This window comes from Nereida sp. (genome assembly GCF_965655635.1).
Lineage (GTDB): Bacteria > Pseudomonadota > Alphaproteobacteria > Rhodobacterales > Rhodobacteraceae > Nereida.
The window spans coordinates 54,767-76,389 of sequence record NZ_CBFHHE010000006.1 but is presented as its reverse complement, the minus strand read 5'-3'; the positions used below and the strand labels follow the sequence as shown (position 1 = coordinate 76,389).

General features: G+C 52.8%; 21 protein-coding genes. 7 read left to right on the top strand and 14 right to left on the bottom strand.

Annotated elements, in window-relative coordinates; translation table 11 throughout:
* Window positions 1-44: 44 nt before the first annotated feature.
* The gene (gene ppk2 / locus ACTF5M_RS03435) at window positions 45-920 is read left to right on the top strand and encodes a polyphosphate kinase 2 (protein WP_438959685.1); all 876 of its coding nucleotides are present in this window, start codon (window positions 45-47) and stop codon (window positions 918-920) included.
* Between the two features lie 3 nt (window positions 921-923).
* Here ppk2 and ACTF5M_RS03430 read toward each other — a convergent pair whose 3' ends face one another.
* The 7 genes from ACTF5M_RS03430 to ACTF5M_RS03400 all read right to left on the bottom strand — a co-directional run bounded on the left by ACTF5M_RS03430 (window position 924) and on the right by ACTF5M_RS03400 (window position 6,138).
* Window positions 924-1,967, bottom strand: coding sequence for an ABC transporter ATP-binding protein (locus ACTF5M_RS03430; protein ID WP_438959712.1), 1,044 nt, complete (start codon window positions 1,965-1,967; stop codon window positions 924-926).
* 2 nt (window positions 1,968-1,969) lie between these two features.
* Complete coding sequence (locus tag ACTF5M_RS03425; RefSeq protein WP_438959684.1) at window positions 1,970-2,761, bottom strand: ABC transporter permease; 792 nt, start codon at window positions 2,759-2,761, stop codon at window positions 1,970-1,972.
* The gene (locus ACTF5M_RS03420; protein ID WP_438959683.1) at window positions 2,758-3,627 is read right to left on the bottom strand and encodes an ABC transporter permease; all 870 of its coding nucleotides are present in this window, start codon (window positions 3,625-3,627) and stop codon (window positions 2,758-2,760) included. The genes ACTF5M_RS03425 and ACTF5M_RS03420 overlap by 4 nt, the downstream gene beginning before the upstream one ends.
* Window positions 3,628-4,042: 415 nt before the next feature.
* A complete protein-coding gene (locus ACTF5M_RS03415) occupies window positions 4,043-4,453 on the bottom strand; it encodes a hypothetical protein (protein WP_438959682.1) in 411 nt (136 codons plus the stop codon).
* A 153-nt stretch (window positions 4,454-4,606) separates the two neighbouring features.
* On the bottom strand, window positions 4,607-5,098 hold the full coding sequence (rpsI, locus tag ACTF5M_RS03410; RefSeq protein ID WP_438959681.1) for a 30S ribosomal protein S9: 492 nt from the start codon (window positions 5,096-5,098) through the stop codon (window positions 4,607-4,609).
* A 3-nt stretch (window positions 5,099-5,101) separates the two neighbouring features.
* A complete protein-coding gene (gene rplM / locus ACTF5M_RS03405) occupies window positions 5,102-5,560 on the bottom strand; it encodes a 50S ribosomal protein L13 (RefSeq protein WP_048597585.1) in 459 nt (152 codons plus the stop codon).
* A gap of 152 nt (window positions 5,561-5,712) precedes the next feature.
* Entirely contained in the window at window positions 5,713-6,138 is a 426-nt protein-coding gene (locus ACTF5M_RS03400; RefSeq protein WP_438959680.1) for a PaaI family thioesterase, read from the bottom strand.
* Window positions 6,139-6,192: 54 nt separating this feature from the next.
* Here ACTF5M_RS03400 and ACTF5M_RS03395 point away from each other — a divergent pair, with 54 nt between their 5' ends.
* The 4 genes from ACTF5M_RS03395 (at window position 6,193) to gluQRS (ending at window position 12,355) form a co-directional block, all read left to right on the top strand.
* Complete coding sequence (locus ACTF5M_RS03395; RefSeq protein WP_438959679.1) at window positions 6,193-7,002, top strand: enoyl-CoA hydratase; 810 nt, start codon at window positions 6,193-6,195, stop codon at window positions 7,000-7,002.
* 118 nt (window positions 7,003-7,120) lie between these two features.
* Complete coding sequence (gyrA, locus tag ACTF5M_RS03390) at window positions 7,121-9,898, top strand: DNA gyrase subunit A (protein ID WP_438959678.1); 2,778 nt, start codon at window positions 7,121-7,123, stop codon at window positions 9,896-9,898.
* A gap of 244 nt (window positions 9,899-10,142) precedes the next feature.
* Window positions 10,143-11,498, top strand: a complete 1,356-nt coding sequence (gene trmFO, locus ACTF5M_RS03385) for a methylenetetrahydrofolate--tRNA-(uracil(54)-C(5))-methyltransferase (FADH(2)-oxidizing) TrmFO (protein ID WP_438959677.1) — start codon at window positions 10,143-10,145, stop codon at window positions 11,496-11,498.
* The gene (gene gluQRS, locus ACTF5M_RS03380; protein ID WP_438959676.1) at window positions 11,498-12,355 is read left to right on the top strand and encodes a tRNA glutamyl-Q(34) synthetase GluQRS; all 858 of its coding nucleotides are present in this window, start codon (window positions 11,498-11,500) and stop codon (window positions 12,353-12,355) included. The genes trmFO and gluQRS overlap by 1 nt, the downstream gene beginning before the upstream one ends.
* Here gluQRS and hisI read toward each other — a convergent pair.
* On the bottom strand, window positions 12,352-12,696 hold the full coding sequence (hisI, locus tag ACTF5M_RS03375; protein ID WP_438959675.1) for a phosphoribosyl-AMP cyclohydrolase: 345 nt from the start codon (window positions 12,694-12,696) through the stop codon (window positions 12,352-12,354). The two genes, gluQRS and hisI, sit on opposite strands and share 4 nt — an antisense overlap.
* A gap of 69 nt (window positions 12,697-12,765) precedes the next feature.
* Here hisI and ACTF5M_RS03370 point away from each other — a divergent pair, with 69 nt between their 5' ends.
* Window positions 12,766-13,218: an iron-sulfur cluster assembly scaffold protein gene (locus ACTF5M_RS03370; protein WP_438959711.1), complete on the top strand. Its 453-nt coding sequence runs from the start codon at window positions 12,766-12,768 to the stop codon at window positions 13,216-13,218.
* 172 nt (window positions 13,219-13,390) lie between these two features.
* Here the strand turns inward: ACTF5M_RS03370 and ACTF5M_RS03365 are convergent, their stop codons facing one another.
* The 5 genes from ACTF5M_RS03365 to sciP form a co-directional block, all read right to left on the bottom strand.
* The gene (locus ACTF5M_RS03365; protein ID WP_267884451.1) at window positions 13,391-13,513 is read right to left on the bottom strand and encodes a hypothetical protein; all 123 of its coding nucleotides are present in this window, start codon (window positions 13,511-13,513) and stop codon (window positions 13,391-13,393) included.
* A gap of 108 nt (window positions 13,514-13,621) precedes the next feature.
* Window positions 13,622-15,712, bottom strand: a complete 2,091-nt coding sequence (gene recG, locus ACTF5M_RS03360; protein ID WP_438959674.1) for an ATP-dependent DNA helicase RecG — start codon at window positions 15,710-15,712, stop codon at window positions 13,622-13,624.
* A gap of 4 nt (window positions 15,713-15,716) precedes the next feature.
* A complete protein-coding gene (gene ligA, locus ACTF5M_RS03355) occupies window positions 15,717-17,852 on the bottom strand; it encodes an NAD-dependent DNA ligase LigA (RefSeq protein WP_438959673.1) in 2,136 nt (711 codons plus the stop codon).
* A 167-nt stretch (window positions 17,853-18,019) separates the two neighbouring features.
* Window positions 18,020-18,736, bottom strand: coding sequence for a response regulator transcription factor CtrA (gene ctrA / locus ACTF5M_RS03350; protein ID WP_438959672.1), 717 nt, complete (start codon window positions 18,734-18,736; stop codon window positions 18,020-18,022).
* 117 nt (window positions 18,737-18,853) lie between these two features.
* A complete protein-coding gene (sciP, locus tag ACTF5M_RS03345; RefSeq protein ID WP_438959671.1) occupies window positions 18,854-19,126 on the bottom strand; it encodes a CtrA inhibitor SciP in 273 nt (90 codons plus the stop codon).
* Window positions 19,127-19,278: 152 nt separating this feature from the next.
* Here sciP and mnmA point away from each other — a divergent pair, with 152 nt between their 5' ends.
* Window positions 19,279-20,424 (top strand): tRNA 2-thiouridine(34) synthase MnmA, encoded by a 1,146-nt coding sequence (mnmA, locus tag ACTF5M_RS03340; protein WP_438959670.1) that lies wholly within the window; start codon window positions 19,279-19,281, stop codon window positions 20,422-20,424.
* Window positions 20,425-20,448: 24 nt separating this feature from the next.
* On the opposite strand, the gene lpxB is transcribed toward mnmA, so the two are convergent.
* Window positions 20,449-21,612 (bottom strand): lipid-A-disaccharide synthase, encoded by a 1,164-nt coding sequence (gene lpxB, locus ACTF5M_RS03335; protein WP_438959669.1) that lies wholly within the window; start codon window positions 21,610-21,612, stop codon window positions 20,449-20,451.
* Window positions 21,613-21,623: the final 11 nt, after the last annotated feature.

Below are 21,623 nucleotides of genomic sequence, written 5' to 3'. Positions count from 1 at the left end.
GCTTTGTAATAGTGTGGGTGAAAGTTGGCGGTGAAGGTGTTGATATGTCGAGTTTTTCCAAAGATGCGGTGCATCAGTTCTTCAGCGTACATGCGCCGAAGGATATACGCCAAGCCATCAAGAACAGTGCTAAGGGGGCAATTCTTGATGCGGGCTACCCATATGATGACCGCCTAAAGCGGAAAGCCTATGAGGCGCATATGGCTAAGCTGCAAATTGAGCTGGTCAAAATGCAGTCGTGGGTCAAGAAAAGCGGCGCGCGGGTTGCTGTTGTCTTTGAGGGGCGCGATGCAGCCGGCAAAGGCGGCACCATTAAACGGCTGCGCGAAAACTTGAACCCCCGTCAAGCACGTGTCGTCGCCCTCGCAAAGCCAACCGAAAAGGAGGCCGACGAGTGGTATTTTCAGCGCCATGTGAAACATATGCCAACCGCGGGAGGCATGACGTTTTTTGATCGTAGTTGGTATAATCGAGGCGTTGTCGAGCATGTCTTTGAATTTTGCACCCCTACGCAACGACAGCTTTGGTTCGATCAAACGCCCTACTTCGAAGATATGATGGTGAGCGATGGGATACAGCTGATCAAAATTTGGCTGAACGTTGGGCAAGCCGAACAGCTACACCGTTTTTTGCGCCGCGAGGCCGATCCCTTGAAGCAATGGAAACTCTCTTGGATCGATGTAGAGGGTCTTGGCAAATGGGACAGCTATTCACACGCAATTGGTGAGACACTGTCTCGGACGCATACGGACACGTGTCCGTGGACAGTTGTTCGTAGCGATGACAAACGACACGCAAGGATCGCAGCAATCCAAACCATCCTAACGCGCGTGACTTATGAGGGCCGTAATGACGAAGCGATTGGCCCAATTGACCAAGGGATTATTGGCGCGCCTTCATCGCTGACAAACCTAGCGTAAAGCTCACTGATCAAAAAACACCAATGCGTCTTCGCGCCAACTGATGCGGACAGGTGTCCCAATCTCTAAAATTTCACGCCCCATAAGGTTTTTCATCGAAATCGTAAGGGTCTTATCCAAGCCATCAAGCTCGACTTCATAGTAGGTCATATCACCATAGTAAGCCCTGTCAGCAATAGTAGCGACTGTAACACGGTCGCGATCAGGCTCGCCAGGAAACAGAATAGACATGGTCTCGGGCCGGATACCAGCGTGCAAGACAGTGTCTTGCGCAAGGGCGGACACCTGTCCAAGCCCTGCAATCGTTAAACTACCCGCATTTTGTGCAACTGGCATGACGTTCATAGTGCCAATGAATTCACCAACTTTGCGGGAGGCAGGCGCACGGTACAGTGTCTGCGGGTCAGCCAATTGCGCAATCTGACCTTCGAACATGACAGCGATCCGATCACTCATGATCAGCGCTTCTTCCTGATCATGGGTCACCAAGATGAATGTAATGCCGACTTGTCGCTGAAGACGACGCAGTTCAAGCTGCATCTGCTCGCGCAGTTTTTTGTCCAGCGCGGAAAGCGGCTCGTCCAAAAGAAGAACTTTAGGCTTGAGAACAAGCGCACGGGCTAAGGCAACACGTTGACGTTGCCCACCAGACAAAGCATTGGCCGCACGCGCGCCAAACCCGCCTAACCCGACCATTTCAAGGGCTTCACCAACGACACGAGTTTGTTCTGGCTTACTTAGGTCAGATTTCCGTAGGCCAAAGGCCACGTTTTGAGCGACGTTTAAATGCGGGAAAATCGCATAACTTTGAAACACCATATTAGTAGGTCGGCGGTTTGGCGGCACCTGCGCCATATCGGTACCAGCAATCTTAAGCGTCCCGCGTTCAATATCTTCAAACCCCGCAATCGTGCGCAGCAGCGTGGTTTTTCCGCAGCCAGATGGGCCTAACAGAGAGAAGAACTCCCCTGCTTCAATGTCTAAATCTATGTTCCTAAGCGCGTGGTAACTGTCATAATGCTTGTTAACGCCGGATAACGAAATCATGATCATAGAAACCTCCCTTCGGTGCTTTGCCCCTCCTTTCGCAACCCACGGCGACGAAGTGTTTCAGCCAGTGCAAGCAGCAGGATTGAGAGACATACGAGCAGCGTTCCCAAGGCCATAACGACTGGCAGCTTGGTTGGAAAGCGTAACTGTGACCACAAATAAACAGGTAGTGTTGGCTCTGTACTGCTTAGGAAAAAAGCGATGATGAACTCATCCAAACTGATCGTGAACGAGATAAGCAGTGACGCAATTAGTCCGGGCCAGATCAGCGGCAGTGTCAAACGGCAAAACGTGCTGAACCGGGTTTCACCTAAATCAAGTGATGCCTCTTCAAGGGCGGGATCAATGTTTTGGAAACTAGAATTTAGAATAGAGATCGCAAATGGCATGCAGATCAACGTGTGACCTGCGATCACTGACCATGACCCTATGCTGAGCCCCAACTGCAAGAACACCACCAAGAGTGAAACAGCAACTATAATCTCAGGGAGGACGAGCGGTAGCATGATCAGGCCCATAATGGGTCGCTTGCCAGTGAAGTGATAGCGCACTGCGGCGCGTGCGGCGCAAACACCTAGAATTGTTGATAAAACTGCTGTTACAGAGGCGATTTTTACGGAGGTCCAAACACTGCTTGTCAGGGCGGGAATGGTTGGCAATTGCGCAAACCACTTGGCGGTGAACCCCTGCAAGGGGAAGGCAATTGTTGTACTATCATTGAATGCGAAAAGTGGAAGCAACACGATCGGCGCGTAGAGAAAAGTCAGATATGCCCATATATATACCCTCATGACCGTACCTTCAGAAAACGCCGGTTTAGCCAGACAAAAAGCGCCGCAATTACGGTCACGGAAATCATTGAAATGACCGCGAGCGTCGCTCCCATTGGGGCGTTGTTGAGTTTCAAAAACTGTGTCTGGATCATGTTTGCAATCATCATCCCGCCGGGTCCCCCAACAAGGCGCGGTGTAATATAGTCACCGATTACAGGTATGAACACGATGAGTGTTGCGGCGACTACGCCCGGCATCGCAAGCGGAAGCGTGACGCGGAAAAAAGTCGCCACACGGGTTTCCCCCAAGTCGCGCGAGGCCTCCAGAAGCGAGCGGTCAATCTTTTCCAAGGCCACGAAAATAGGTAAAATCGCAAAGGGTGCAAACGCGTGGGCGAGCGTGATAATTACAGCGTTTAGGTTGTATAAAATGAATGTGATTGGTGCATCAATGATACCTAGCTCAATCAAGCCTGAATTAATGACGCCGTTGAACCCCAGAACGACTTTCCACAGGAAAACGCGGATCAGGTAGCTTGTCCAAAACGGGATCGTAATCAAAAAGAGCCACAGCGATTTGCGTGGCGGCTTTACGTGAAAGCTTATGAAGTATGCCACCGGAAAAGCTGTGACGACGGTTAGCAGTGTCACCGCCCCCGCAACCAAAAGCGAGCGGCCCAGTAGCAATCCATAAATCGGGTCTTGGGCTGCCTCAACGTAATTTATAATTGTGAAATCAGTATTCAAAGTCAGGTAATCTTGCGTCCAAAAGCTGAACAAAATGATTGCCCCGAGCGGTCCCGCAAGCAGGACCAAAGTGGTGAAAAACGGCGGGCTAACCAGTAAAAGCCCCCGACGAGAATTATGAGAAACATCATTTGCCACGGGCTATATTTGCAAGGGAATTGCGCCCTGTGCAAACGGGTTTATCGCCAGCAGGAAGGTAATTTGATATCAGGCATCTCTTTAACGTTGGGTCGATCAAGAGAATGCGGAAAGCTGAGCTGTTGATGCGTTAGAACACAGCGATCTTTGCGATGAAGCGTAACCTCAAGAAGCGGCGGAACCGAGATGCTATTTCGAGTTACCACAGGTGTGCAATTGTTGGGATGCAGATGCACGACTTGGTGAAACTTGGTTAATTTGCGGAAGAAACTTGTCAGCAGCGGCAAAGCACACCGTGAGCATAGATTGTGCAAATGATGCAGTTCGATAACGATGGTTCGGAACCGCATTAAAGTAGTGTCAGACATATGCGCAAATATATCGAATACTGCCCCTTCGACATCCATCTGCAGCACTAAATCACCTGTCTCTGAGCGATCCAGTCTTCAAGACCTATGAAGTTTTCAGAAGGGTCACTCCCAATGAATTTTGGCTCAATGGTAATCAGCGGGAGCTCACTTGGGGCTTTGTCGACGCTCGCATCAGCTAGAAAACAAGGGATTTGATGATCGCGCGCCAACTGTGTTTCAAACGTCGCAACATCATCAACACCTGGTGAGAAACACGCATCAATGCCATCCAAATGATCTGGTAACAAATACCCACCGTCACCCTGCCCGCCCATCCGGATCAAAGGGGTCTGGATCGCGACAGGCCGCAAAAGTAAAATCGCCGCAGACACATCCGCCTTCGGGGCAAGGCCTCCAACAAAGACCTCATTCCGAGCCGCTAGTCGTTGAATGCCCGTCCGAATAAAATGCTTCACTTAGTACTCACCACTGTGACGATCTAAGCCAAAAAAACACTACCAACTTAAAGTTACATGAACGCTGCCAGAGCACTTGCGCTGCTTACGTGACGCCAGATACAAAAAAGCCCCACCAATTGGCAGGGCTTTTTCGAACAATGAACGTAAAACTTAGCGTTTAGAGAACTGGAAGCTCTTACGCGCTTTTGCTTTACCGTATTTCTTACGCTCAACAACACGGCTGTCGCGTGTGAGGAAGCCAGCGGCTTTCAACGCGCCACGCAGGCTGGGATCGTAGAGTTGCAGTGCTTTGGAAATGCCGTGCTTAACCGCACCAGCTTGACCAGAAAGACCGCCACCTTTGACAGTCGCCATCACGTCGAACTGGTCTTCTGTACCAGAAACGGTGAAAGGCTGACGCAAGATCATTTGCAGAACGGGGCGTGCAAAATAGACCTTCATCTCTTTACCGTTCACAACAACTTTGCCGGAGCCTGGCTTGATCCAAACGCGTGCAACCGCGTCTTTACGTTTACCAGTTGCATAAGAACGGCCAAGATCGTCACGGACGGGCTCGCGCGGGGTGATCTCAACTTCTGCTGCTGCAACAGTGCCTTCGGCAACTGCGTTCAGCTCATCGAGGCTTTTGATTTCTTCAGCCATCTATCAGACCCTCGTGTTCTTTGAGTTCATGGATTTGACGTCCAGCACTTCGGGGCTTTGCGCCTCATGGGGGTGCTCGGCGCCTGCATATACACGCAGGTTCGTCATTTGCTGGCGTGACAGGCGATTACCTGGCAACATACGTTTGATCGCAAGTGTTACAACGCGCTCAGGGTGATCACCTTCCAAGATTTGCTCTTTGGTACGGTATTTGATGCCACCTGGGTAGCCAGTGTGCCAGTAGTAACGCTCTTCGCGTTTCTTACCAGTCAACTGAACTTTGTCAGCGTTGATGATGATGACGTTGTCACCCATGTCCATGTGGGGCGTGAACGACGGCTTGTGCTTGCCGCGAAGACGCATCGCAACAATCGACGCGAGACGGCCCAGCACCACGCCTTCAGCGTCGATGATGATCCACTTCTTGTCGATGTCTGCGGGTGTCGCAGTGAAGGTTTTCATGTTTCTATCCTTGGAATGTCAGCGGAATGGCTCCGCGGGTATTCGATTGCGCTCTTATATCGGCGCAGAAATAGCAGTCAACAATGCAAGACATGGAAAAACGGTTTTTAATCAATGGCTTGCAAAATAGGTATTAATATACCCCACAAAAATTACTGCTTTGGCGGGATAGAGTAGGTCAATGACGCAAGTGCAACCGGCCGATTATCTCCATCACTGAATACAAGTGCATCACAAACGGCCAGCCGCCGTCCCAGCTTCAAAAGCCGCACGTCACAAATAACATCTGTACCTGCGATGGGTTTGCGCATGAAATCAATGCTGCAGTTCGTGGTCACCGTTAGCGCCTCAAGACCGATCCGCGACAAAATCGCCAAATACGCCGCCACATCTGCCAATCCAAACATCGCGGGTCCGGATACAGTGCCACCTGGGCGCAGGTGCCGCTCAGCTACGTTAAGGCGCAGCCTTATCCCTTGCGTCGTGATTTCATCAACAGTGAAGTCGTCCTTCACTTGCTCAAAATCCCGCGCCAAAAATGCGGTCAGCTCTGCGGCAGTAAGAAGTGGGTCAGTCATTGCAACTCTCAGCAGTTTCGGCCCTACTGTAACCACAAGATTGGGAGGAACAAGATGACCGATACGCAAACATCTCTTTATACCCGTTGTGATGCGAACGGCGTCGCGTACATTGAATTAGCAACGCCGCAAACGCTTAACGCTCTTTCAAGTCAAATGATCGGGGCACTGACCTCGCTCTTTGTGGACATAGCTGCGGATCAAAGCATCCGATGCGTTGTTCTCAGCGGTGCCGGAAAAGCCTTTTGTGCGGGTCACAATCTCAAAGAAATGCAGGCGATGCGCGAAAGTCTGGATGCTGGTGCCGGTGAGCTGACAGCGCTTTTCGATGCATGCGCGCAGATGATGACTGCTATTCGCACCCTGCCCCAACCCGTCATTGCGCAAGTTCACGGTGTCGCTGCTGCCGCAGGATGTCAGCTTGTTGCCGCATGCGATATGGCTGTCGCGGCTGAAGGAACACGGTTTGCAGTTAATGGTGTGAACATCGGGCTGTTTTGCTCAACCCCAATGGTAGCCTTGTCGCGCAATCTGCCCCGCAAGCAGGCCTTTGAAATGCTTGTGACCGGTGACTTCATTGACACCGATCGCGCGCTTGAACTTGGGCTGATTAACCGTGTCGCCGAACCCAGCAAACTGGCGTCCGTGACACGCGATTTGGCAGAAACTGTTGCCGCTAAACTGGGGACTGCTGTGCGTCTTGGTAAGGGCGCGTTTTACGATCAACTCGAAATGCCCATGGCAGATGCGTATGCTTTTACCCGTGACGTGATGGTTCAAAATATGGCTGATAAAGACACCGCTGAAGGCATTACGGCCTTCAACGAAAAGCGTAAACCAAACTGGGATATCACCAAAAGCTAAGTGCCGCTTGAAATTCGACCTGAACGCCCCATTGCACCCCATATGCAGGAAGTGCTATTGTTTCGGTAACAATATATAGCGCGCGAGCCATAGCGCGCATGGAAAGTTAAGGTATCACATGAGCGACACGCCCGAAACACCTGAAAACGAACAAGAAAACATCGTTCAGGGGTATGTTTACGACGGACCGCAAGTCGACATCGTCGATGAGATGAAAACGGCCTATCTTGATTACGCGATGTCGGTCATCGTTAGCCGTGCGATCCCTGACCTGCGTGATGGTCTGAAACCTGTTCACCGCCGCATTCTTTATGCCATGCATGAAACAGGTAATACCGCTGAAAAGTCGTATCGTAAGTCTGCCCGCCCTGTTGGCGATGTAATGGGTAAATATCACCCCCACGGCGACAGCGCGATTTACGACGCACTGGTGCGGATGGCCCAAGATTTCTCAATGTCGCTTCCGCTTCTGGATGGTCAGGGCAACTTCGGCTCCATGGACGGCGATAACGCGGCCGCAATGCGCTATACCGAAGTCCGCATGGACAAACCGGCGGGTGCGTTGCTTGCAGATATCGAAAAAGAGACCGTTGATTTTCAAGATAACTACGACGGCAAAGATACTGAGCCGACTGTTCTGCCTGCCCGTTTTCCGAATATGCTGGTCAACGGTGCTGGCGGTATTGCTGTTGGTATGGCCACGAATATCCCACCTCACAATTTGGGCGAAGTAATCGATGCAACTTTGGCGCTTATCGAACAACCTGATCTGACGTCAGAGCAGTTGATCGACTATATTCCAGGGCCTGATTTCCCAACAGGCGGCATCATGTTGGGCCGCTCTGGCGCGCGCAAAGCCTACCTTGAAGGACGTGGCAGCGTTGTGATCCGGTCGAAAACCCGCGTTGAGGAAATCCGCAAGGATCGTTGGGCAATTGTAATCGACGAAATCCCCTATCAGGTTAACAAAGCATCAATGATCGACAAAATCGCGGAACAAGTTCGCGAGAAAAAGATCGAAGGCATCAGCCACGTTCAAGACGAATCTGACCGTAACGGTGTCCGTGTGGTGATTGAGTTGAAACGCGATGCGACAGCGGAAGTCGTTCTCAACCAGTTGTTCCGCTTTACGCCAATGCAAACAAGCTTTGGTGCTAACATGTTGGCTCTGAATGGCGGTAAGCCCGAACAACTTACACTCCGTAAGTTCCTGACATCATTTATTGCTTTCCGCGAAGAAGTGGTGGCGCGCCGCACCGCCTTTGATTTGCGCAAAGCACGCGAACGTAGTCACGTACTCTGTGGTTTGGCCGTGGCCGTATCAAATGTGGATGAAATTGTTGCAACGATCCGGTCCTCTGCGGATGCTGCTGAGGCCCGTGAAAAACTGATGACGCGCCGCTGGCCCGCCCAAGATATTTTGGCCTACATCAAGTTGATTGATGATCCGACCCATAAGGCCAATGAAGACGGCACATATAATCTATCTGAAACCCAGGCCCGCGCCATTCTGGAATTGCGCCTGCAACGCCTGACACAGCTTGGCGTGTCCGAAGTAACGGATGAGCTGGAAGCGCTTGCGGCCAAAATCACCGAATACCTTGATATCTTGCGCTCCCGCGAGCGTATCATGGGCATCATCACCGATGAGCTGACCGAAGTTCGTGACGCTTATGCGGTACCGCGTCGTACAGAAATCGTCGACTGGTCCGGCGACATGGAAGATGAGGACCTGATCGAACGCGAAGACATGGTCGTCACAATTACCCAAGGTGGCTATATCAAACGGACGCCGCTTGCCGACTTCCGCGCCCAACGTCGCGGTGGCAAGGGCTTGTCCGGCATGGCGACCAAAGACGAAGACGTAGTCACATCGCTCTTTGTGGCCAATACCCACACGCAACTGCTGTTCTTCACGACAGATGGCATGGTTTACAAGCTCAAGACGTGGCGCCTGCCCCAAGGCTCACGCACCTCAAAGGGCAAAGCAATCATCAATATCCTGCCCATCCCACAGGGTGTGTCGATCGCAGCGATCATGCCTGTGGACCGTGATGAGAAAGAATGGGACGATCTTCAAGTTGTCTTCGCAACCTCTGCAGGCACCGTGCGCCGCAACAAACTTTCTGATTTCACGAACGTCATGCGCAACGGCAAAATCGCAATGAAGTTTGAGGGTGAGCACGAAAACACCACGCTTATCAACGCACGCATCGCCTCAAACGACGATGATGTCATGTTGGTGACTAACTCTGGTCGTGCAATCCGATTTAAGGCCACAGACGTCCGTATCTTCAACTCACGTGCCTCGGTCGGTGTGCGCGGTGTTAAGCTTGCAGGCGATGATACAGTTGTATCAATGTCGATCATCCGCCACTTCGAGGCATCATCGGAAGAACGTGCCGCGTATTTGAAAATGCGTAGACTTGTCGCGGGCTTAACGGACGAAGTTGATGTAGCAGATGAAGACGCCGTAGCGGATATTAACCTGCCCCAAGAGCGTTACGTCGAAATGTCAGCTTCCGAAAACCTGATACTGACCATCACGGAAAACGGTGCGGGCAAAATGTCATCCAGCCATGACTATCCGCTGCGTGGACGCGGTGGCATGGGTGTGCAGGCAATGGACAAAGCCATGCGCGGCGGTCAGATCGTGGCCTCCTTCCCAATTGAGCTGGAAGATCAGATCATGTTGGTCACCAGCAAAGGTCAATCCATTCGCGTCCCTGTTGAAGGCATCAGCTTTAGATCGCGTAGCGCCGGTGGTGTGAAAGTATTCGACACAACCAAGGGTGAAAAAGTCGTGAGCGTGGCTTGGATCGCCGATCAGACAGCCGAAGATGCTGACGTAGAAGACGGTGGCAACGCTGCCCCCGACGCTCCGACCGACGCCTAGAGAAGAACTGTTTCCGCATTAATTTCGATTGTTGGCAAAATAATTGTGGCGCAATTGAGGCTTTGTTTGGTAACAATAGGGCAAGTTAATGCGGGTCCTCCAACCCGATCACTTAATGACCCCCGGCGCTTCCAACGCCGGGGGTCATTGCGTTTAGGCTTCTGCTGTAATCCAGTTCAAAGATGATGCAAGTTGCGACATCGTTTTCATTGATTTGCGCGGCAGGCTGGATTACCTGCTGCGTATGACAAAAACACTCAATATCATCGGCGGCGGAATGGCCGGATCAGAAGCCGCGTGGCAGGCCGCAAATCAGGGCATCTCTGTGGTGATCCACGAAATGCGGCCCAAAGTTGGCACCTTCGCACACCAAACGGGCAACCTTGGTGAAATGGTATGCTCAAATTCATTCCGTTCGGACGATAATGAGCAAAACGCTGTCGGTTTGCTGCATTGGGAAATGCGTCAAGCCAACGGCTTGATCATGAGCATCGCTGAAAAGCACCGCATACCCGCTGGTGGCGCACTGGCTGTTGATCGTGAGCCCTTCGCGGAATCCGTCACGGCCGCCTTGAAGGCACACCCAAACATCTCTGTGAGCTATGATGAAATCACAGAGCTTCCGGGCGACGGCCATTGGATTGTGGCAACAGGTCCACTGACCTCAGACGCGCTGTCAGTATCTATTGCCAAAGCGACGGGTGCCGAGGCCTTGGCCTTTTTCGACGCAATCGCCCCTATCATCTATTTTGACACGATCGATATGTCCCAAGCGTGGATGCAGTCACGCTATGATAAGGGCGAAACAGAAGAAGAGCGCACCGCGTACCTCAACTGCCCGATGGACAAAGCCCAGTACGAAGCCTTTATCGATGCGTTGATGGCAGCGGACAAAACCCAGTTTAAAGACGGTGAAACCGCCAAATATTTCGATGGATGCCTGCCCGTTGAGGTGATGGTCGAACGCGGTCGCGAGACGTTGCGTTTCGGTCCGATGAAACCCGTTGGCCTGACAAACCCGCACGCGCCCGAAGACAAACCTTATGCGGTTGTGCAATTGCGTCGCGACAATGCCTTGGGCACGCTTTACAACATCGTCGGCTTTCAAACTAAGATGACCTACGGGGCGCAAAAAGAAGTGCTCCGCATGATCCCCGGTCTCGAAAATGCAGAATTCGCGCGTCTTGGTGGCATTCACCGCAATACGTTTCTGAACTCTCCCACATTGCTCACGCATGATATGAAGTTGAAAACCCACCCTAATCTGCGCTTTGCGGGTCAGATTACTGGTGTTGAAGGATACGTTGAATCAGCGGCGATGGGTTTGCTTGCTGGCCGCATGGCTGCTGCAGAAATCAACGGTGACGACCTACCTGCGGTGCCCCAAGTCACTGCAATGGGCGCATTGGTCAGCCACATTACAGGCGGTGCGGATGCAAAAACCTTCCAGCCTATGAATGTCAACTTCGGGCTTTTCCCCCCAGTTGATGGGCTCAAAGGGGGCCGCAAAGGCCGCAAGGACCGCTACAAAGCCTATACGGATCGCGCCAAAGCAGAATGGCTAGGCTGGTTAGGTCAGGAAAAACTCGCAGCCGAGTGATGATCACGCGTTTTGCACCGTCCCCAACAGGGCCGCTTCATCTTGGTCACGCGTACTCCGCGATTGTTGCCCATGACCTAGCCCGCGCGCAGGGCGGCACTTTCTTGCTGCGGATCGAAGATATTGACCGCTCACGTGCACGGGACAAGTGGGAACAGCAAATTTACCATGATCTTTCCTGGTTGGGGCTTAACTGGGACGCCCCGCCCATCCGACAATCGGATCACCTTGCGCGCTACCGCTCTGCCCTAAATGAATTGTGGTGCTCTGGATATTTATACCCATGTAACTGCCGCCGCGCAGATATTGCAGCGGCGGTTACTGCTCCCCAAGAAGGCGCTCCATTATTGGGACCTGATGGCGTGATTTATCCGCGGCTGTGCTACGTGCCAAAAACCCATCACACCCGCCTGGCGGACGACATTCCGTCTGATACGGTGCTGCGTCTTGATATGAGAGCGGCCGTTGCGGCACTTAAAGTTGATAAGACGCCAATTACATACACCAACAACGGAGCATCCGTTCAAATCACCGCGAACCAGCTTGTTCACACTGTCGGTGATGTCGTCTTGGCGCGGCGGGATATGGGAACATCCTATCATCTTTCCGTGGTGGTCGATGACGCCGCGCAAAGCGTTACGGATGTTGTCCGCGGCGAGGATCTTGACAGCGCCACAGCCATCCATGTGGTCTTGCAACGTTTGCTTAACCTTCCAACACCGCAGTATCATCACCACCGTTTGATCCGCGATGACGCAGGTAAACGGCTGGCAAAACGCGATGACGCCCGCGCACTTTCAACCTATCGTGCGCAGGGCTTAAGCAGCGAAGACATTCGAAGACTTGTTGGGCTTTAGCTCGTCACCTCAGTGCGGCCCGTTAAGTCTGTGAAAAAGCACGTTCGCGCGCCTGTGTGACAGGCCGGACCGGTTTGGCGAACGCTCACCAAGATACAATCGCGGTCGCAATCAATCTGCATTTGAACCAATTCTTGTGTGTGCCCCGATGTGGCGCCCTTTACCCAAAACTCGGCGCGCGAGCGAGACCAATACGTCACCTGCCCCGTTTTCAACGTGCGACTGACGGCTTCAGCGTTCATCCACGCCAGCATCAAAACCTCATGACTGTCCACATCCTGTGCAATCACCGGCAACAAGCCCGCATCGTTGAACTTTAGGGAATTCGGATCAAACTTCATCACAGTGCCTTTCCAACTGTCCTCCACCGTCCTATCTGTCGGATGAGTGAAACAAAAGGCCTCGCGCATATGTCAAACGAAGCAGACCTGATAAAGATTTATTCTGCGCAGATTTTGCAGCTTACAACAGAGTTATCGCGTGTTGGCCGCCTGGATGCACCAAGCCACAGCGCCAAACGCCGCGCCCCGCTGTGTGGTTCAAGCGTTACGGTTGATCTGCTGGTCGAAGACGGTGTCATCCATGATTATGCACATGACGTGAAAGCCTGTGCCTTGGGCCAAGCCGCCGCCTCTGTTGTGGCAAAAAACATTATTGGACGTAGCACGGCGCAAGTTGTTGCGACGCGTGACGCTTTGGCAAGGTTGCTGGCAGAGGATGGCCCAGTTCCGCAGGCCCCTTTTGAAGGTTTTGAAGTTCTGCGCGCGGCCAAAGATTACAAAAACCGCCATGCCTCAATTATGCTCTCTCTTGATGCGGCATGTGATGCACTTAGCGGCGATTCAGATGCTCAGGACGCATAAAAAACCGCTACCTTCGTGGGAGAAGATAGCGGTCAGTAACGATCAGGCACATGTGGTGCAGGCTGGTTTATCGAAGAGGCGATCCGATAAATACGTTAGGCAGTAACGCGATATCACCTGTTTGGGGGGACAAATATCGTACCCGCACCAAGATAGATCGTAGGCAGTGTCTTTACATAAACGCCGGCAAAGTAAGTGCCGCCACAGTCATTGCTACAATGGCAGACACTGTGAACATGTCTTGAACCAACGTCGTTTGTGAGCGGCGAATAATGTTTTTCACATCAGCAATCATGGGTATCTCCTTTGCATCTCAGCGTTTGTTGCACCTTTGTTCTCATTTGAGTTAACCAAAGTAAAGAACTTTTTAAGAACAAAAGTGGACAAAATGTTCTGGCCGAACCTAACCCACTGAAATCAAACGAATTACTTTATCTTGTTCCATGAGCCACAAAAGAACACGGGCAGCTTTTCCACGCTCAGAGGTTAACGCAGGATCGTCCGACAACAGTTTACGCGCATCTTTTTGTGCGATCTCCATAAGATCGCTGTGCCTGTCCGGATCTGCGATCCGAAAACGTGGCAAGCCCGACTGTGCAGAGCCAATCATGTCCCCCGCACCGCGCATTGCAAGGTCTTCCTCAGCAATGACAAACCCGTCTTCTGTTTCGCGCAATATCTCGAGACGGCGGCGCCCCGTTTCACCAAGGGGTGCCTGATACAAAAGCAGACACGTCGACGCGCCCGAACCACGACCGACACGTCCGCGTAATTGGTGCAACTGGGCAAGCCCGAAATTCTCGGCGCGCTCAATCATCATGATGGTCGCGTTAGGCACATTAACGCCCACTTCGATAACGGTCGTCGCCACCAAAACCTGCGTTTTACCTGCAATGAAATCCGCCATTGCCGCGTCTTTCTCAGAAGGCGGCATTTGACCATGCACTAGACCAACAGCGCCCTCTCCCAACTCTGCACGTAGGCGTTTAAACCGTTCTTCGGCGGCGGTCATATCGCTTTGCTCGCTCTCTTCCACCAACGGGCAGACCCAATAGGCTTGCTGGCCTTTGGCGACCGCACTGCGCAGGTGGCTGACCACTTCCTCCATCCGTGATGTTTGTACCAAAGCGGTTTTGATCGGTTGGCGACCGGGGGGTTTTTCATCAAGCACGGAGATATCGAGATCACCGTAGTGGGCCAACGACAAGGTGCGCGGGATCGGCGTTGCGGTCATCACCAGCATATCGACCGCCTGCCCCTTTGCGCCAAGCTCCATGCGTTGACGCACACCAAACCGGTGCTGCTCGTCCACAACCGCCAGACGCAGATCGCAAAACTCAACGTCTTTTTGGAACACTGCATGAGTGCCGACCAAGATTTTGATCTCACCGCTGGCCAGTGCTGCCAGTTTGCGCGCGCGCTCTTTGCCTTTGTCACGGCCAGTAAGCAATTCCAAATTCACACCGGCACTCTGGGCCAGAGGTTGCAACCCCTCAAGATGTTGTCGCGCCAGAATTTCTGTCGGCGCCATCATCACACCCTGCCCGCCTGCTTCGACAGCCATCAGCAAAGCCTGCATCGCCACAAGCGTTTTCCCAGCACCTACATCCCCTTGCAAAAGTCGGTTCATGCGGTGCGGCGCAGCCAAATCTTGCTTAATCTCAACGATTGCTCGGCTTTGGGCACCAGTCGGCACATAGGGCAGATTATTCAACACACGGCTTTGCAGCTGTCCCGTTCCGACACTGCTTCGGCCTTTTGCCGCGCGCGCGGTCGAGCGGGCTAATGCAAGGGTCAGTTGATGGGCAAACACTTCATCATAAGCCAAGCGCAAGCGCGCTGGATCAGACATGCTATCAACTAACGGCGCCGCAGGCCGATGAGCCGCCAAAAGAGCGGCGTCCCAATCAGGCCATTTTTCACGCTGCTTCAGGTTTGGATCAATCCACTCAGCCACTTTTGGTGCACGAGACAACGCAGATCCGCTGGCTTTCAACATGACTTTTGGGGTGATCCCCGCTGTTAGCGGATAAACTGGTTCAAACGGCGGGATATCGTGCACATCCGCCTCTGCGAGCATGTGATCTGGATGCACAATCTGCGCAAGTCCATCAAAATACTCAATTTTTCCTGAAATAATTCGACGCGCGCCAATTGGTAGCTGTGCCTCAATATAGCGAATATGGGCATGAAAAAACACCAATGCGAACGTTACATGACCGTCAGTCACAAAAACGCGTGTCGCGCCGCCTTTGCGTGCAGCGGGTCTGTGTTGTTCAACCTGAACCGCGACAGTGACCACATCCCCCATCAGCGCACCGTCAATACTGGGCCGCAGACGCCGGTCAACAATGGCGTGAGGCAGCGTAAAGAGCAGATCCTTTGGCGTGCTAACGTGTAGGTTCTCAAATAGTTTGGACGTCTTTGGCCCGATCCCTTGCAAAGTTTCCAGCCCTGCAAACAAAGGGAAAAGGATTTCGGGACGGCCCGCCAATTCCCTAGCCTCGACCAATCAAGGAAAGCCAAGCGTCTTCATCAATAACCTCTACGCCCAGTTTTTCCGCCTTAGCGACCTTTGAACCTGCTGCCGCGCCTGCAACAAGTAAATCCGTTTTTGCAGACACAGAACCCGACACTTTGGCGCCCAGGTCTTCGGCCTGCGCTTTGGCCTCTGCGCGGCTCATCCGCGTCAGGGTGCCGGTGAACACAACGATTTTAGCAGCAACAGGGCTATCTGAGGCCGCAATCTGGGCCATGTCCTCAATGTTCAGCTCTGCCACAAGACGTTCAATTGCGGCGCGCTCAACAGGGTTAGCAAAAGTAGAAACAACCGACTGAGCCATCACCTCGCCCACACCATCGATGCTCAAAAGGTCCGCCAAAGCCGTACTTTGTGGGTCGGACGCCGCACACATCGCGCTCTCGAACGCATTCCAACTGAGATATGTTTGGGCAAGAAGTTTAGCGCCAGCCTCACCAACGTGGCGAATGCCAAGGCCAAAAATCACACGGTTAAGCGGCACAGAGCGGCGCAGGTCGATGGCGTCAAACAACCCGTTGGCAGATTTCTCGCCCCACCCTTCACGGTTTTTCAACTGCTGCAAACCGCTGCCAAACCGCGCGCACAACGTGAAAATTTCCGCCGGCTCACGGACCCAACCGTCATTGTAGAATTGCTCAACTTGTTTCGATCCGAGACCATCAATGTCAAAAGCCGCGCGGCTGACAAAGTGCTTAAGCTTTTCAACGGCTTGGGCCGGGCATACGATGCCACCGGTACAACGGCGAACTGCGTCGCCTTCTTCGCGCACTGCAGCCGATCCACATTCGGGGCAAGATGTTGGAAACTCAAACGAGGCAGCAGTGTCACCGCGTTTGCTCACATCAACGTCGCGAATTTTTGGGATTACGTCACCCGCACGGTAGACTTCAACGAAATCACCGACGCGAATATCGCGGCCCCCTCGGATTTCAGCGCCTTTACTGTCTTTGCCTGCGATATAATCTTCGTTGTGCAGGGTCGCGTTAGATACCACAACACCGCCAACCGTTACGGGCGTCAGTCGCGCCACGGGAGACAGCGCGCCAGTCCGCCCCACTTGGATGTCGATCGCCTCAAGAGTGGTAAACGCTAGCTCTGCAGAAAACTTATGGGCAATTGCCCAACGCGGCGTGGTAGAACGAAACCCTAACCGCGCTTGCAAAGCCAGATCATCAACTTTGTAAACGACACCGTCAATGTCATAGCCCAGTTGCGCGCGCGCTTCGGCGATTGCGTTGTAATTGGCAATCATTCCCTCAACAGTTTTATGCCGCTTTGTCAGCGGGTTGGTCTGAAACCCCAGTTCAGACAGCGATTCGATTGCCGCAAATTGAGTGGCAGCAAGCGGGGCAGACACCTCACCCCATGCATATGCGAAAAACCTTAACGGGCGATTTTTAGTAATATTTGGGTCCAACTGGCGCAGCGATCCTGCCGCTGCATTACGCGGGTTCGCAAATACTTTGCCGCCGCGGGCAGACTGCCTTTCATTCAGGGCCGCGAAGTCTTCGTGGCTCATGTAGACTTCGCCGCGCACCTCCAAGGTCTCTGGCGCACCTGTCAGATGTTGCGGAATGTCTGCAATAGTACGGGCGTTGGCGGTTACATTTTCACCAGTCGTCCCGTCACCGCGCGTCGCGGCATAAACAAGTTTGCCATCTTCGTAGCGCAGAGAGAGCGAAAGCCCGTCGATCTTTGGCTCGGACGTGAAAGCAAGCGGGGCTCCGCCTTCAAGCCCAAGATATTTGCGAACGCTTTGATCAAATCCTGCAACATCTTCGTCGTTGAACGCATTTGATAAAGACAGCATTGCGACCGCATGGGTGATTTTGCCAAACCCATCCGCAGGGGCTGCACCAACTTGCTGCGTGGGGCTACTGTTTTTCAGCAACTCTGGAAAAGCTGCCTCAATTTCTGTTAGGCGCGCCTTCAACCGGTCAAACTCAGCATCTGTCAGTTGCGGCGCATCTTCTTGATAATACTGCTGATTTGCCTGCGCCAACGCCTGAGAAAGCGTTTCGGCTTCCTGTGCGGCCCTTGTGGCGTCCAAGCTTTCAACTGGCGTGTCAAAATCGGGAAGTGGCTGGGACATGGGGGGCGCTCATCACTGTGGATTGGACGCTATAGGTAGAATGGCAGGGTGGCGGCGTCTAGTCTTAGTGCCGATTTTCATCCAACCTGCACATACGAAAAGAGAGGCCGCGATTGCGAACCTCTCTTACCGAAAAACTAAACTCTTTACGCAGTGACCGGATACGGTCAGCCGTTTACGGCGATTTTCTCCAAGTCCCCCAGACCTGTTTGCGGATCGCGCAAAACATAGCCACGCCCCCAGACAGTCTCGATATAATTGTCACCGTCTGTTGCCTGAGCCAATTTTTTACGCAGCTTACAGATGAAAACATCAATAATTTTGAGTTCAGGTTCATCCATTCCGCCATAAAGGTAGTTCAGGAACATTTCCTTGGTCAGTGTTGTACCTTTGCGCAGGCTCAACAGCTCAAGCATTTGGTACTCTTTGCTTATCAAATGGATCGCACGACCGCCAGCAGACACAGTTTTTGCATCCAAGTTCACTTCAATCTGGCCCGTACCGATGACTGCCTGTGAGTGCCCTTTGGAACGACGAATCACCGCGTGAATGCGCGCAACAAGCTCTTCGCGCAGGAATGGTTTGACCATGTAGTCATCGGCGCCAAAGCCAAAGCCCTTGATTTTGTCGTCTACCTCAGCAGAACCAGGCAGGATCAGAATCGGCGTCTCAATTTTACTAACGCGCAATTGGCGTAGCACTTCGTGACCATTCATGTCAGGCAGGCCAAGATCGAGAACGATCAGGTCGTAATCATATAGCTTTGCCAGATCGATCCCTTCTTCACCCAAATCCGTCGTGTAGACGTTCAGATTGGCACGGTTAAGCATCATTTCGATACTTTTGGCGGTCGTAGGATCGTCCTCGACTAGCAGAACTCGCATAATTTTATCTCCGGTGGATCGTTTGCGTAAAGTGTTTCGACCTCACTGTGCAGGCAATTAGTTAACACAAGGTTAGCGTGAGCCACAACTCTTCACACTACCTTAGGTTGCATAAAGCTAACGGTAACTTTGCAGATGTGTCGCGCGTAACGCCTTAAGCCTGTGACTGCTGACCGCATCGCACCAACTTTCGAATTCTTCTTCGGACAAACTATAGCGCGACAACGCATCACATTGGCTCAACAGGCCGTACGCCACGCCCCGCACCACAGCCGCTTTACGCGATGCAACCCAAAGCCGCGTTGATGCGGGTGGCAGATCAGCATGGGTCATGATCGAACCATCCGGCAGGGTCACTGATCGGGGGCCGTCAACCTTTTTCAAAAACATTCTTCGTCCTCGTCTTGTATCAAAGTCCTGTTCGGTTTGAGCCAAGTGTCTTAAGGAGCGGTGAAACGTCACCTTGTTAGTACGCGCAATTTTATTATATCTGTGCGTAAACCTGTTACTTGCGATTAACCTCATCATCCGGAGAACCGCTTATGGCACTCGATCACACCGCTGGTCTTAACTCACTTGGCTTTGCTAAACCGCCATCTGAGACACGTGTCGTTGTGGCCATGTCCGGCGGTGTCGATAGCTCTGTTGTGGCGGCACAGCTGGCCAAAGAAGGCTATGATGTGGTGGGTGTTACGCTACAACTTTATGACCACGGGGCAGCTCTTGCCAAAAAGGGTGCTTGCTGTGCGGGCCGCGATATCCACGATGCACGTCGCGTTGCCGAAGAGATGAACTTCCCCCACTATGTCCTTGATTACGAGAATATTTTCAAAGACGCCGTGATAGATGAATTCGCGGAAAGCTACCTTGGCGGTGCAACGCCTGTACCGTGCATTCGGTGTAACGAGCGGGTGAAATTCAAAGACCTGCTGGAAACTGCCAAAGACCTTGAGGCGGATTGCATGGCAACCGGCCACTACATTCAGCGCAAGATGGGTGCGCACGGTCCCGAGCTGCATTCAGCCGAAGATAGCAACCGCGATCAGTCATACTTTTTGTTTTCAACAACACCCGAGCAATTGTCCTATCTGCGCTTCCCCCTTGGTCATTTGCCAAGCAAGGAAGCGACACGCGCGCTTGCCCAAAAATACGGCTTACCGGTGGCGGATAAACCTGACAGCCAAGACATTTGTTTCGTGCCCAACGGTGACTATGCCAAGGTGATTCAAAAACTGCGTCCCGGTGCTGCCGAGCCAGGCAATATTGTTCATGCGGACGGACGTATTTTGGGCACCCATGAAGGGGTCATCCACTACACCATTGGTCAGCGACGCGGCCTTGGAATTGGGGGGCTATCAGAGCCGCTTTACGTGGTGAAACTGGATGTGGATACAAAGGAAGTCGTGGTCGGTCCAAAGGACATGCTGGCGACGCGCAACATTCCAATCAAAGAGATCAACTGGCTTGGCGATAATGCGTTTGAGGCCGTTGCGGAACGCGAAATTTTGGTAAAAGTGCGATCAACTCGCCCGCCAGGGCCCGCAATTTTGCGCGCAAAACCGGGGGGATTCGCGGAAGTTGAACTGCTGAGCGCGGAAGAAGGTGTCTCACCCGGACAGGCTTGCGTATTTTATGAAGAAGGCAGCACCCGCATTTTGGGCGGCGGTTGGATTTGGCGCGGAGCCTGAGAGATTAACAGATCTTGAACAGCCCTAGCCTACCGGCTTGTTGATACCGCCCAAAATGGCACGTGCGGCGCGCAGCCCTGCCCGCTCTTTCCCGCGCCCCAGACGATCCATCGTGATGTCTAAGGCAGCCGATTGTGTCACCGGTTTCGCAAGAAGTGTAGATAGACCCTGCGACACGGCCTCGGCTGTGCAGTTTTCCATCAAAAATTCGGGCACATTTCGCGTTTCAGACACCAGATTAACCAGCGTGACTGTATCGACCCGCATCAACCGGCGCATAATGGCCGCTGTGAGCCAGTTCATTTTGTAAGCAATGACCATCGGCGTTTGTGCGGCGGCAAGCTCTAACGAAACAGTCCCTGACGCAGCCAGCGCAATATCAGCCGCGCCAAACGCGGACAGCTTCTCGGGATGATTAGCGCTGTCGATCAGGATCGGTTTGACCGACCAATTCGCAGTTAACTCACCTACAAGGCCCCTCACAGAGGGCGCTACGGGCAACACAAACCGCGCATTGCTGTGTGTTTGCTGAAAACGGGCAAGCGCTTGCCCAAACACATCTGACAGGCGGCGCACTTCCCCGCCGCGAGATCCCGGAAGGACCAAAACCAAAGGCACGTCTTCTGCAATTTGATGGCGCATACGAAATGCCGCGCAGTCTTGTCTGCTCGCCTGAGCAGTGTTGGCCACGGGATGGCCTACAAAATCGCATTGCATCCCTGCTGCCTGCATAAAGGGCGGCTCAAACGGTAACAGAGCCAAGACCTGATCTACGTGGCGGGCCATCTTCTGTGCGCGTTTCGGACGCCAAGCCCACACACTGGGCGCGACGTAATGAACGACGCGAATATCGCGCCGCGCTTTGACAAGTTTTGCAACCCTAAGACAAAAATCAGGGCTATCAATTGTCAAGATTACATCAGGTGCCGCGGCGATGGCGGCTTGGGCAGTTTGTGAAATGCGCTGTTTCAAATGGCGGTATTTCGGCAGTATCTCGGCCAAGCCCATCACGGACAGCTCTGACATATCGAACAGGCTTTCCAGACCTTGTTGCTGCATATTTGGACCACCAACGCCCTCAAATGTGATGTTTGGACAAAGCTCTTTCAGCCCCGCCATAACATCACCACCAAGTGCGTCGCCCGAAGGCTCACCCGCGATGATGAACACTTTCAAAGGATCAGACATCGCCACACGGC